The sequence below is a fragment of the Pseudomonas pseudonitroreducens genome (genome assembly GCF_021603645.1).
Taxonomy (GTDB): Bacteria; Pseudomonadota; Gammaproteobacteria; order Pseudomonadales; family Pseudomonadaceae; genus Pseudomonas; species Pseudomonas pseudonitroreducens.
The window spans coordinates 172,953-186,066 of the sequence record NZ_BQHJ01000014.1 but is presented as its reverse complement, the minus strand read 5'-3'; the positions used below and the strand labels follow the sequence as shown (position 1 = coordinate 186,066).

The following is a 13,114-nucleotide window of genomic DNA, read 5'->3' as shown; positions in this document are numbered from 1 at the left end:
AGCGAGAAAAGCCCGTTCGCCTTTCTAGTGCTACGTAGGCTCTACTGTCGCAGCATCCTCTTGCCGCTCCATAGAGTCAGAACTGATCTTGATACGAGCATTGAAGCCAGGATACGCAGTGCTAACGTCGTCGAGGATGGAGTTGACCAATTGCAATCCGTCATCAAGCGTTGGTTCGAGCTTCCGATGGAAAGGTAGTGGAACACGATGGAAACGGTGCAACGGATTCAGGCAGTGAGTGAAGTTGCTGTCTCGCATGGCGCCCCACTGTCCATGAACGAAGCCTGAAGCCCAGCCGTAGTACCGGTCATAATCTTCCTTGGTGCCTGACTCCTCTGCCAGTTTTCGAAGATCTTTGCCACACCAATGGCCTAGATCGATCTCGACGTATTCTTGGAAGTAGTCTTCATTCGCCAGGCGTTCCAGGGTTTCCAGGGTTACGAATCGAGGCCTTTCGCCTGTCATCTCCTCGTGCTTGAGCAATGCGAGCTTTGCCTGGCCGGCGCCATAGGATCGGAACTTCTTCCACATGGCGTCATCGCCGCACCGAACCAAAAATGCCAACGAAATCCTGCACTCTGTAAGCGCACGAAGCAGGAGCCTGCCGGCAATGCCTTCGTTCAATGGGCCTGAACTCATTTCCGCAAAACAGGACAGCGCGAAAAAGCCGAAACCAAAGACGCCGTCCTGCTTAGGGTCTATCCCAGAAGTGCTTAGAGTTGTAAACCAGTGTTCAAGTAAAGCTTTCCGGACCTCAACGAGCCCCAGCCGGACAGCCTGAAGATCATTTGAGGGCTTTTCTCTGGGCAGCAACGGAGCAGGAGTGCAACCCGTTTGTTGCAGCATGTCGGTCCAAAATGACTCAGACCATGAGCTTTGACCCAGATGAGTGAACGTCATCTCCATGGCCCTGATAGAGGGGCGAACGCTCCTCATATCTCCGCGATTTGGATACTCAACAATCTCTAGAAGGTGCTCCTCAAAACCTGCGGGGAACAGCATTTCTCCCAAGGCGATTTTGAACAGAATGCTGACCCAGCGAACGTCTGTTGCTTCTTGAGACTGGTGGTCGAAGGTCTTTTGAACAGCCTGCCCAAGTGTCTGCCAGTCATCTTCGATTGGTTCGCTACCAAGTGCAGCTTTCCACCAGGTAATACCTGGAAGGTTTTCCAGAAGGAGTAGGGGGCGTAGGGCCTGAGCACCTGCGTGGCACCGCAATACTCGGCCAACGAGCGCTTCAAAAAGCTCACGCGGTTGAGCGGGAAGATGGGTGTGTCTCAGCGTCCAACCTGTCGCCTGCTCCCGTTCGTCTTTGCGATAGCGAAGACCTAACGCGGCAATGTCACGGAATGCCTCAAGCGCCTGATCCCTGGGGATGACTGTGATCACGAGGCTGGCCCATAGCATCTCGGGTAGACGGTCATTGACCCAAGATGAAAAGCTCACCCCCTCTAGCTGCAGCATTGGGGGCACGAGAGCTTTACCGACCCTTTTGTGGCCGGCGAGCGGTGTCGTGATCTTGCCTGAACGACTCTTCTTCTTTTTCTTGGTCATTTGCCGTTCCTACTCTCGGGTCTGGTTGGCTCTCGCAACGTTGCGGGTGACGATTGTGAGACGAAGCATGCCTACAGCTGGGGCGGGTCAGAACTCGGTTTTCTAATCTTCCATTTCGAACTCGAGTGCCTTTAGCACGCCGATGAGAGCCTGGTCGCAGCCTTCTGCAAGATGGAAAAAATGAGCTCGAAAATTACCGTGGGTAGTACGGGCCTCGCGAATTGCGACCTCCTTTTTCTCATGGGTCGCGTGTCCTCGGATCTCATTGCGAAGCTCATGGAGCTTTTTCATAGGAGCCAGCAGTTGTTTGGCAGCCTCCTCACTCAGAGTGCTTCCAAGCAGAATTTCATGAAGAAGCTTCAGCGAGCGCCACACAGGCTCTATTTCTCGCCCTTTTTCTTGGGCGATCTTTCGCAGAGGCTTATCCAGGAAGCCCTCCACCAGCAATTGGTCGAGCGCCAATATTTCATCTCCCCATTCTTTCGGGGAGTCGGTAGCCGGGGCCAGTACGCTATCCATCAGTGCATCGCCTCTCCGGTTCCACCATTCCGGGCAGGCCTTATCCAGTGCTCTCACCTTATTTCTTAAAGAATTTAAGGGGTCGTAGGTCGTACACCACTGCCCCTCTATATCCGTCCGATGGGCTCGTGCCGAGATGGATGACTTCGGCCATTCGTTGAATGCCTTCCAGTAGTTTTGCTCTGCAATAGGAAGCTTGGCGAGGTCGCCGATGTAAACGTGGACTTGGCCTGCCTCATTTATGTCGTATGACTTGATGTGCCAAGCTCCGCGGCAGGAGATGCTTCGGTCTTCGAGCGTGTATTTTTCTGGGTCGGCCTTGAAGCGCTGGAGAACCTCAGGCCTAAAGAATGCGGGAGAGATTTGCCACGGCAGGTCGCTTTGCTCGAAGTAGCTGACGATATGAAGCGGGCTAGCGGATGTCTCGACATTGCGATCATTTTTGCGGTCGTAAATTTTGAAAACTGCATACTCCCGGTCAGGGGCACCTTCAAAATCCCTGCGCCACGCCTCTTCCTGTTCAGCCAGGGTTGTTCGTGAGCGCACAACCATAGCGCCGTGCATGAAGCTGGCACGAGCGGCTGAACCGCCATGGTAAAAAAGATCCTCCCCATCGCGATGGTAGCGGCTTACGTCATTCCAGCCGCTGAAGCTACCGCGAACGGTCCGCGTGAAGTCAAACTTGATAACCAGCGCTAGATCCGCGACTGCCATGTATGTGTCCAGATCTTTGCGAAGGATCGTTACGACTTCTCTACCTTCCAACTGCTCATCGATTGGAAGCGTCAAAACCCGTATCACATCCTCGATATCCCCGTTGCCGTCTAGGCGACAGTAGGCATTCCGCTCGGGGATATAGTGAATGTCCAGGCAGTGGACGAGTTTCTGGCTGACTTCAATTGGAGCCGGACCTTTGTGCACGCCCGAAAGATATCGCCTTGTGACGAGCGTCTCGCCGCCAGAGAGGGCTGATACCCGGTCATTCGGAAATGGTGGCTCTAGGTATACGCGGTAACCTTCAGCCGCGTTCCAAGACTTTTGAATCTTCCAAGCTGCATCAGTGCAAAGCGACGTATTCTGAAGCGCGCCTCCGTCAACCGGTGTGACGTTAACGGTTGGTACGAGAGCTCCGACGATCAATACCGCGGGAGCGGATGCATAGATGACGATCTCATCAGCATTCGCATTCGCGACCAGGTACTGCGAGGCTTGTTCAGCATCCACGTACCAATGATCATCTGGATTCATTGGCGCGGTCGCGAGCGCAATTAGGTCCTTGGCTTCAAATCGGCGCATCTTCCCTCTCGCACTACCATTGGTTCGGTGGAGCTTAATCTCCGCTCCGGCACTATACAGGTCAATCCCATAAAGGTTCGCAAGGCACCTTGGCTAACCACGCTCTACTCTCCAAAGCCAATAGGCTCACGCACAGTCGACAGGCTTTGTCACATGCTGCCGTGTGAGGGTTGATGAGAGCGACCGCTAGTGGCCCAGGCTGTGTAAAAACGTTGGCATCGACCTTGCTGTGATTTGATGGATTCGAAATCAGCGGGGGCGCCAATGAAGCGTTTTATCCAGGGAGAGCATCGAGGCCAAAGCGCGCTGCTTCCCGAGAGCCTGGATGACTACGTGGCGGACACCAACCCGGTGCGGGTGGTCGATGTTTTCGTCGATGAACTCAACCTTGGCCAGTTGGGTTTCGAGGGCGTCGTCCCGGCTGAAACAGGTCGCCCCGCTTACCATCCTGCCGACCTGCTGAAGATCTACATCTACGGCTATCTCAATCGCATCCAGTCCAGCCGCCGTCTCGAACGCGAGGCTCACACATCGGTGTCTAGGGGTTGACTTAATGGATAAGCACGGGCTGCATCTACTGCTACGCGCGGCCCAGCCATGCGTACTGGGACCTGTCGCCAGGGCTGGATTTCGAGACGAAGCTGATCGCCAAGACCAACGCCGCCGAAGTGCTGGAAGAAGAGTTGAGCCGCAAGGGCTACGTCTGCGCGCCGATCAACCTGGGCGCCAACACCGATCCCTACCAGCCCATCGAGCGCCAGCAGCGCCTGACCCGGCAGATCCTCGAAGTGCTGCTGCGCTTCCGCCACCCGGTCACCATCGTCACCAAGGGCTCGCTGATCCTGCGCGACCTCGACCTGCTGGCGGAGCTGGCGAGACAGAATCTGGTCGCCGTGATGATCAGCCTGACCACGCTGGACGATGAGCTCAAGCGCATCCTCGAGCCGCGGGCCGCCGCGCCCTCCGCGCGCCTGCGGGCGATCCGGGTGATGCGCGAACAGGGCATTCCGGTCGGAGTGCTGTGTTCGCCGATGATCCCGATGATCAACGACCGCGAGCTGGAGGCCTTGCTCGAAGCCGCCCATGACGCCGGCGCCCAGAGCGCCAGCTACATGATGCTGCGCCTGCCGCGCGAGGTTGGCCCGCTGTTCGAGGAATGGCTGGCGGCACACTACCCGCAGCGCGCCAGCCATGTGATGAGCCTGATCCGCCAGCTGCGCGGCGGGGAAATCTACGACAGCCGCTTCGGTCACCGCTTTCGCGGCGAAGGCCCATTCGCCGATCTGCTGGCCAAGCGCTTCGAGGTCGCCATGCGCCGCCTGGGGCTGGGCCGGCGCGGCAGCTTCGGCCTGGACTGCACGGCGTTCGCCCCGCCGCGCAGCCAGATGAGCCTGTTCTGAATCAGCGGTCGGGAGCCACCAGGTCCGCCATCATCTGGGCGAGCTGCAGCGGCGAGTTGAGCAATCTTTCGATGACCACCAGCACGTTCTTTTCCTCCTTGCTGACCTTGCTGCCGAAGCCGAAAAAGCCGCCGGAGGACTCCGCCACGGCCTTGCCCAGCGCCAGCAGGTCCGCCTTGAAGGCCGCCGCGTCAGCGTCGCTGACCTGCTGCCCCAGCAGTCGATTGACGTCGACCAGGTACTGCAGGCGGTTGAACTCGGGGTCGGAGAAACGCTGCAGGAAGTCCATCAGCACCGCACGGCCGCTGGGCGTATCCGGGCTGAGCTCGGTCATCACGCGCTGCATCAGCACGCTGGGGTATTTGCCGGATTCCTTGAACAGCTTGCCGAAGGCTTGGGCCTCCTTGGCGTCGATCTCGCCGTCGGCGCTGGCGACCATGCAAAAGATCGCCACAGGCGCCTCGCGCAGGTGCTTCCAGTCCTCGCCGGAGAACCCGGCGAAGCCGGTCATGCCGGTGATCTGGTCCTGCTGGTGCTCCTTCCAGATCGCCCGGCCTTCGGCATTTCCGTCACGCCCTTCATAGAAGGCATCGATCAGCGCTTGCAGCTCGTCCTGGGCGATACCGGTCACGCCCAGCAGTTTCGGCTTGAACACGGCAAAGCCTTCGTGGCTGTGGGCATGGCGATAGGGAACAGCCAGTTGCATCTCACGGCGCGGTTCGGCGTAGGAAACAATGTTCAGAATCAGTGCGTCGACCTTGCCAACCTCCTTGTGGGTCACAAAGCCATCGACGATCCATACCGCACCCTGGGCCTGCTGGGTGTTTTCCTGGTACATGCGCTGGCCCGCCTGCATGGCTTCCTCGCCGGTGTCCGCCATCAGCACCACCATCTTGAGCCGGCCGTCCGGCTCCAGGCAGTGGAACATCGGCATCAGCAGCTCGCCGCCGCTGACCGTCTGCACCGCGCTCGCGGCCGCATGGCCAGCCATCTTGTAGATGTCTTGCATGGTCACATCCTTGTTTCCTGGGGGGGTAGGGAAGGGTCCGGCGTCGTGCGCCACGCTCGTCATCCTGACCAAGCAAGAGGCCCGGTGGTCCGGGTCTGACAGAAATCGCAGCGGATAATGGCATATTGCCCAAAAGCAGAACATCGCCATCATCACAGTTGCAGTGTGACATTTCATCGCCATGATAGCTTGCCGATATCATCGTGAAATATCGGCGAAACATCATGCAAAAGCTCATTCCAGAGCGATTTTTTAATTTTGGTTTAATCTTCCTGACCTAGGGTTTGAGCACAAAGTGACTTACCGGTCACGACAGATTTTTTCCCACGCCTGTGCCTTTTCTCCCCAGGGAGAGCGTCGGCTGACGTGGGAAAATTCTTCGTCATTCTTCGAGGCTGATACATGAACGACAAAACGCACGGTGAGGATCACGCCCACGAATCTGCCGACGAGGCGCTTCGCCATATCGTCGAGGGTTTCCGTCAGTTCCGTCACGACGTCTTCCCGCAACAGGAAGAGCTGTTCAAGAAGCTGGCCCATGCGCAAAACCCGCGCGCCATGTTCATTACCTGCGCCGATTCGCGCATCGTCCCTGAGCTGATCACCCAGAGCTCGCCGGGCGACCTGTTCGTTACCCGCAACGTCGGCAACGTCGTACCACCCTACGGCCAGATGAACGGTGGCGTATCCACCGCCATCGAATTCGCGGTGATGGCCCTGGGCGTGCAGCACATCATCGTCTGCGGTCACTCCGACTGTGGCGCGATGAAGGCGGTGCTGGCGCCGCAAACACTGGAAGGCATGCCGACGGTGAAAGCCTGGCTGCGCCATGCCGAAGTGGCCCGCACCGTGGTCGCGCAGACCTGCGGTTGCGCGACCCAGGAACACCTGGGCGTGCTCACCGAGGAGAACGTGGTGGCCCAGCTCGATCACCTGAAGACGCACCCCTCAGTAGCAGCGCGCCTGGCCTCCGGCCAGCTGTTCATCCACGGCTGGGTGTATGACATCGAGACCAGCGCCATCAAGGCCTACGATGCCCAGGAAGGCCGCTTCCGCGCCCTCGACGGCGAAGGCCCGACGCCCAGCGCCACCCCACGCCCGCGCTATTCCCCGCAATAAGCGGCTGATACCAGCACGCACCCGGGGCGCGGCGGCCCAGCAGAACAAACGCCGCGCCCCGCTTCTGCCTTGATCCCTGCCTGAGGCGTACGCAGCCACTGCGTTCGCCATCCCTTTGAATTGCGCGTGTCGATGCGGTCGAGACCGGCGTCGTGGGCTTTCGCGCGCCCGAAAAATGCTCGAAGGAGAACAGCGCCATGTCGGCCTCCCACTCTGTTCCATGCGGATTTTCCCAACTGCGCCAAGCACTGCCGCGCGACCTGCTCGCGTCGGTGGTGGTGTTTCTCGTCGCCCTGCCGTTATGCATGGGCATCGCCATCGCCTCGGGCATGCCACCGGCCAAGGGGCTGGTGACCGGCATCATCGGCGGCCTGGTCGTCGGCTTTCTCGCCGGCTCGCCGCTGCAGGTGAGCGGCCCGGCGGCGGGGCTTGCGGTGCTGGTCTTCGAACTGGTGCGCGCCCACGGCATGGCCATGCTCGGGCCGATCCTGCTGCTGGCCGGCGCGCTGCAGCTGCTGGCGGGCAGGCTGCGCCTGGGCTGCTGGTTCCGCGTGACCTCGCCGGCGGTGGTCTATGGAATGCTCGCCGGCATCGGCATTCTCATCGTGCTGTCGCAGGTGCACGTGATGCTCGATCTCAAGCCGCAGGCGTCCGGGCTGGATAACCTGCTGGCGTTCCCGGCCGCGCTCCTGTCCGAAACCAGCGGTTTCGATGCGGCGCTGCTCGGGCTCGGCACCATGGCCTGCATGGCGTTGTGGGAGCGTTTCAAACCGCGCCGGCTGCGCATGCTGCCCGGCGCCCTGATCGGCGTGAGCCTGGCGACGTTGGCGAGCATCGCCCTGGAACTCGACGTGCTGCGGGTGAGCGTGCCGCAGAACCTTGGCGATGCCATCGACTGGATTCGCCCCGGCGATCTTGGCGCTCTGCTCGACCCGGCCATTCTATTGGCCGCGGTGGTGGTCGCCTTCATCGCCAGCGCCGAGACGCTGCTCTCGGCCGCCGCCGTGGACCGTATGCACAACGGCCCACGCTCGGACATGGACCGCGAGCTGAGCGCCCAGGGCGTGGGCAACATGCTCTGCGGGCTGGTCGGCGCGCTGCCGATGACCGGGGTGATCGTGCGCAGCTCGGCCAACGTGCAGGCGGGCGCGCGCAGCCGCGCCGCGGCGATCTTCCATGGGCTCTGGCTACTGGGTTTCGTCGTGCTGCTGGGCGGGCTGCTGCGGCAGATACCCATTGCCAGCCTGGCGGGTGTGCTGGTCTACACCGGCATCAAGCTGGTGGACCTGAAGGCGCTGCGCTCGTTGGGCCGCTATGGACGCATGCCGATGCTGGTGCATGCGGCGACCGCACTGGCGATCGTCGCCACCGATCTGTTGACCGGCGTGCTGCTGGGCTTTGCGCTGACGCTACTGAAGCTGGTGTTCAAGGCCGCACGGCTGAAGATCAGCCTGCGCTACGACGAGGAAGGCAACGGTGCCGAACTGCGTCTGGTCGGCGCGGCCACCTTCCTCAAGGTGCCGGCGCTGTCCCGGACGCTGCAGTCGGTGAAGCCGGGAACGCACCTGCGCGTGCCATTGCAGCACCTGAACTACATCGATCACGCGTGCATGGAGCTGCTCGAAGACTGGGGCCGCAGCGCCGCAGCCAGCGATTGCCGGCTGTCCATCGAAGGCAACGGCCTGCGCCGCCGCGTGGAAGGTCGGCTGCGCGCGCTGCACAGCCCGGGCTGAGCCTCAGGCGCGGCCCAGCTCCAGCTCCACACCGAACTGCCGCGACAGGCACGGCCACTGCTGCCAGGCCATGACCACCTGCGGGTCGTTGAGCCGTGCGCGGTAGCTGACAGCGGATTCAGCGCTGAAGGTGCTGTCGTCGAGCATGCCATTGACCGCGTGGTGCACCGCCTCATCCAGCTGGTTGGCGAAGGGTTCGCCGATCAACTGGTGCGCCACCAGGTTGGCCACGGTAGTGTCCAGCGGGATCAGCGGCTGGTTGAAGTGGGCGATGTAGCGGTCATTTACCTCCTCCACCAGGCGGTGGGCGAGGTAGGACTCGTCCAGCAGCGCGTCCAGGCCATCGTGGCCATCGAGCAGCGCAGGCGGTGTAAGGAAGAACTGCTCGGCGAGCTTGAGCACCGGCTTGATGCGGTCCTCGATACCGGCTGCTCGCGCCACGGCGTTGGCAGCATCGAGGAAATCCGGCACCTGCTCGATGTAGGCATGGACGAAGCGCGTCAGCGTGCCGCTGGGGTCCTCGCCGGTCAGGGCGATGCTCTTGTGCAGGCTTTGCAGTTGGCTCTGGATCAGGCGGGCGAGATGGCCATGGCGGGATTCGAGCAGGTGGGCATTCCGGATCAGCTCACGCAGTGCAGCGGTGTTCATGACAACTCCAAGACAACGGGTTTGGAAAGTGAAGAAAGACCTTAGCCGCACCCCGGGCGAAGCTAAGACGCGATTGTCATATTCATGAACTGGTTATGCCGGCACGGCATATCAGACGGCCAGCATGGTACTCCAAACCCGCGTCGTCCGTGGCTTTGAGATCACACTTCGGTCTTTCAAACACAGTTTTTACTCTGCGTTGTTATGTCGCAACCCGTGGCTATACTCCGCTTCGACACACCGAAAACCTGATGGACCCGGCCTGCCCTGCGTGCTGCCGAGGTAAGACGTCAAAGGTAAGTTGTCTTGGCGGTCACTCCCTTGGCCGTTGGCTTGTTCAGGCTCGACCCCTCTGCAATGGGGATCGCAGCCAGGGCGCTATGCCGGCGGGATAAAAACAACGATAAGGGGAACCCGAATGCTGCGACATCCACGAGTCTGGATGGGCTTCCTTTTGCTCTTGGCTTTCAGTCAGGCAAACGCCGCCTGGACGGTCAACATGGCCCCCGGTGCGACGGAAGTCAGCCGTAACGTTTTCGATCTTCACATGACGATCTTCTGGATCTGCGTGGTCATCGGCATCGTCGTCTTCGGCGCGATGTTCTGGTCGATGATCGTCCACCGTCGGTCCACCGGGCAGCAGCCCGCGCATTTCCACGAGAGCACCACGGTGGAAATCCTCTGGACCGTCATTCCCTTCCTGATCCTGGTGGTGATGGCCGTCCCGGCCACCAAGACGCTGATCCACATGTACGACACCTCGGAGCCCGAGCTGGACGTGCAGGTCACCGGCTACCAGTGGAAGTGGCAATACAAGTACCTGGGCCAGGATGTGGAGTTCTTCTCCAACCTCGCCACGCCGCAGGACCAGATCCACAACAAGGCCGACAAGGACGAGCACTACCTGCTCGAGGTGGACAATCCGCTGGTGCTGCCGGCCGGGGTCAAGGTGCGCTTCCTGGTCACCTCCAGCGACGTGATCCACTCCTGGTGGGTGCCGGCCTTCGCGGTCAAGCGCGATGCCATTCCCGGCTTCGTCAACGAGGCCTGGACCAAGGTCGACCAGCCCGGCGTCTACCGCGGCCAATGCGCGGAGCTGTGCGGCAAGGACCACGGTTTCATGCCCATCGTCGTCGACGTGAAGTCCAAGCCCGACTTCGACAAGTGGCTGGCCGAGCGCAAGGAAGAGGCGGTCAAGCTCAAGGAGCTGACCAGCAAGGAATGGACGAAGGAAGAGCTGGTCGCCCGTGGCGACAAGGTCTACCACACCATCTGCGCCGCCTGTCACCAGCCTGAAGGCCAGGGCATGCCGCCGATGTTCCCGGCGCTCAAGGGCTCGAAGATCGTCACCGGGCCCAAGGAGCACCACCTGGAAACCGTGTTCAACGGCGTCCAGGGCACGGCCATGGCGGCCTTCGGCAAACAGCTCTCGGAAGTCGACATCGCCGCGGTGATCACTTACGAGCGCAACGCCTGGGGCAACAACGACGGCGACATGGTGACCCCGCAGGACGTGGTCGCCTACAAGCAGAAACAACAATAAGGAGGCCGCGATGAGTACAGTGATCGATCACCCCGACCATTCTCACGCCGGCGACCACCACCACGGCCCCGCCAAGGGCCTGATGCGCTGGGTACTGACCACCAACCACAAGGACATCGGCACGCTGTACCTGTGGTTCAGCTTCTGCGCCTTCCTGCTTGGCGGCTCCTTCGCCATGGTGATCCGCGCCGAACTGTTCCAGCCGGGCCTGCAGATCGTCGAGCCGGCGTTCTTCAACCAGATGACCACCATGCACGGCCTGGTGATGGTCTTCGGTGCGGTGATGCCGGCCTTCGTCGGCCTGGCCAACTGGATGGTGCCGCTGATGATCGGCGCGCCGGATATGGCCCTGCCACGCATGAACAACTTCAGCTTCTGGCTGCTGCCGGCAGCCTTCGGCCTGCTGGTGAGCACGCTGTTCATGCCCGGCGGCGGCCCGAACTTCGGCTGGACCTTCTACGCGCCGCTTTCCACCACCTTCGCGCCGCACAGCGTGACCTTCTTCATTTTCGCCATCCACCTGATGGGCATGAGTTCGATCATGGGCGCGATCAACGTGATCGCCACCATCCTCAACCTGCGCGCCCCGGGCATGACGCTGATGAAGATGCCGCTGTTCGTCTGGACCTGGCTGATCACCGCGTTCCTGCTGATCGCGGTGATGCCGGTGCTGGCGGGTTGCGTGACGATGATGCTGATGGACATCCACTTCGGCACCAGCTTCTTCAGCGCGGCCGGCGGCGGCGACCCGGTGCTGTTCCAGCACGTGTTCTGGTTCTTCGGCCACCCCGAGGTGTACATCATGATCCTGCCGGCGTTCGGCGCCGTCAGCTCGATCATCCCGGCCTTCAGCCGCAAGCCGCTGTTCGGCTACACCTCGATGGTCTACGCCACCGCGTCGATTGCCTTCCTGTCCTTCGTCGTCTGGGCGCACCACATGTTCGTGGTCGGCATCCCGCTGGTGGGCGAGCTGTTCTTCATGTACGCGACCATGCTGATCGCCGTGCCCACCGGGGTGAAGGTGTTCAACTGGGCGTCGACCATGTGGCAGGGCTCGCTGACCTTCGAGACGCCGATGCTGTTCGCCGTGGCCTTCGTCATCCTGTTCACCATCGGCGGCTTCTCCGGGCTGATGCTGGCCATCGCCCCGGCGGACTTCCAGTACCAGGACACCTACTTCGTGGTGGCGCACTTCCACTACGTGCTGGTGCCCGGCGCGATCTTCGGCATCTTCGCCTCGGCCTACTACTGGCTGCCGAAATGGACCGGCCACATGTACGACGAGACGCTGGGCAAGCTGCACTTCTGGATGAGCTTCATCGGCATGAACCTGGCGTTCTTCCCGATGCACTTCGTCGGCCTGGCCGGCATGCCGCGGCGGATTCCGGACTACAACCTGCAGTTCGCCGACTTCAACATGGTCTCGTCCATCGGCGCCTTCATGTTCGGCACCACGCAGCTGCTGTTCCTGTTCATCGTCATCAAGTGCATCCGCGGCGGCCCGCCAGCACCGGCCAAACCCTGGGATGGCGCGGAAGGCCTGGAGTGGACGATTCCCTCGCCCGCGCCGTACCACACCTTCAGCACCCCGCCCGAAGTGAAGTGACGAACCGGCTCTTGTAGGAGCGAGCTTGCTCGCGAACCGGCCTCCCCACCGGCCATGGCTTCAAGTGGTTCGCGAGCAAGCTCGCTCCTACGAAAAGAGGACAACAAGATGAGCGACGGCAACATCGAAACGCGCAAGCTGGTGACCCGGCTGGTCATTGCCGTGGTTGCCATGTTCGCCTTCGGCTTCGCCCTGGTGCCGCTGTACGACGTGATGTGCAAGGCGCTGGGGATCAACGGCAAGACCTCCGGCAGCGCCTACCAGGGCGATGGCCAGGTGGTCGATCAGTCGCGCGAAGTGAAGATCCAGTTCGTCGCCAACAACAACATCGACATGGTCTGGGAATTCCACCCCGAAGCCGAGCAACTGGTGGTGCATCCGGGCGCGGTGAACCAGATGCTGTTCGTCGCCTACAACCCCACCGACAAGCCGATGACTGCCCAGGCGATCCCGAGCATCGCGCCGTCGGTGGCGGCCACCTACTTCCACAAGACCGAATGCTTCTGCTTCACCCAGCAGGTCCTGCAGCCGGGCGAGCGCATCGAAATGCCGGTGCGTTTCATCGTCGACCGCGACCTGCCCAAGGATGTGCGTCACCTGACGCTTGCTTACACGCTGTTCGACATCACTGCCCGCAAGCCACCCGTGGCCAGTAACGAGCGCTGAAGGGCAAAGGAGAACAAGAAC

General features: G+C 61.0%; 9 protein-coding genes and 2 pseudogenes. 7 read left to right on the top strand and 4 right to left on the bottom strand.

The window, feature by feature from the left end; translation table 11 throughout:
- Positions 1-30: 30 nt before the first annotated feature.
- Together L6D89_RS28400 and L6D89_RS28395 are read right to left on the bottom strand one after the other, a co-directional pair.
- Entirely contained in the window at positions 31-1,554 is a 1,524-nt protein-coding gene (locus tag L6D89_RS28400) for a DUF5677 domain-containing protein (RefSeq protein ID WP_011979119.1), read from the bottom strand.
- A 102-nt stretch (positions 1,555-1,656) separates the two neighbouring features.
- Positions 1,657-3,369, bottom strand: coding sequence for a hypothetical protein (locus tag L6D89_RS28395; RefSeq protein WP_003150565.1), 1,713 nt, complete (start codon positions 3,367-3,369; stop codon positions 1,657-1,659).
- A 264-nt stretch (positions 3,370-3,633) separates the two neighbouring features.
- On the opposite strand from L6D89_RS28395, the pseudogene L6D89_RS28390 reads away from it, so the two are divergent.
- A pseudogene (locus L6D89_RS28390) lies at positions 3,634-3,906 on the top strand (transposase); the annotation flags it as partial.
- 29 nt (positions 3,907-3,935) lie between these two features.
- Positions 3,936-4,769 (top strand): annotated as a pseudogene (locus L6D89_RS28385) (PA0069 family radical SAM protein); the annotation flags it as partial.
- A 1-nt stretch (position 4,770) separates the two neighbouring features.
- On the opposite strand, the gene L6D89_RS28380 reads toward L6D89_RS28385, so the two are convergent.
- Positions 4,771-5,778: a hypothetical protein gene (locus L6D89_RS28380; protein ID WP_236201840.1), complete on the bottom strand. Its 1,008-nt coding sequence runs from the start codon at positions 5,776-5,778 to the stop codon at positions 4,771-4,773.
- 402 nt (positions 5,779-6,180) lie between these two features.
- Between L6D89_RS28380 and L6D89_RS28375 the strand changes: the two genes are divergently transcribed.
- Both L6D89_RS28375 and L6D89_RS28370 read left to right on the top strand, forming a co-directional pair.
- The gene (locus L6D89_RS28375; RefSeq protein ID WP_024763725.1) at positions 6,181-6,897 is read left to right on the top strand and encodes a carbonic anhydrase; all 717 of its coding nucleotides are present in this window, start codon (positions 6,181-6,183) and stop codon (positions 6,895-6,897) included.
- A 197-nt stretch (positions 6,898-7,094) separates the two neighbouring features.
- Positions 7,095-8,630: a SulP family inorganic anion transporter gene (locus L6D89_RS28370; protein ID WP_236201839.1), complete on the top strand. Its 1,536-nt coding sequence runs from the start codon at positions 7,095-7,097 to the stop codon at positions 8,628-8,630.
- A gap of 3 nt (positions 8,631-8,633) precedes the next feature.
- Here the strand turns inward: L6D89_RS28370 and L6D89_RS28365 are convergent, their stop codons facing one another.
- Positions 8,634-9,278 carry a hypothetical protein gene (locus L6D89_RS28365; RefSeq protein WP_236172258.1) on the bottom strand — a complete coding sequence of 215 codons (645 nt, stop codon included), beginning with the start codon at positions 9,276-9,278 and terminating at the stop codon, positions 8,634-8,636.
- 418 nt (positions 9,279-9,696) lie between these two features.
- On the opposite strand from L6D89_RS28365, the gene coxB reads away from it, so the two are divergent.
- From coxB to L6D89_RS28350, 3 genes are all read left to right on the top strand, one after another.
- On the top strand, positions 9,697-10,821 hold the full coding sequence (coxB, locus tag L6D89_RS28360) for a cytochrome c oxidase subunit II (protein WP_169889504.1): 1,125 nt from the start codon (positions 9,697-9,699) through the stop codon (positions 10,819-10,821).
- A gap of 10 nt (positions 10,822-10,831) precedes the next feature.
- On the top strand, positions 10,832-12,427 hold the full coding sequence (gene ctaD, locus L6D89_RS28355; RefSeq protein WP_236172259.1) for a cytochrome c oxidase subunit I: 1,596 nt from the start codon (positions 10,832-10,834) through the stop codon (positions 12,425-12,427).
- A gap of 108 nt (positions 12,428-12,535) precedes the next feature.
- On the top strand, positions 12,536-13,093 hold the full coding sequence (locus tag L6D89_RS28350) for a cytochrome c oxidase assembly protein (protein ID WP_081518891.1): 558 nt from the start codon (positions 12,536-12,538) through the stop codon (positions 13,091-13,093).
- The last annotated feature ends 21 nt before the right edge of the window (positions 13,094-13,114 follow it).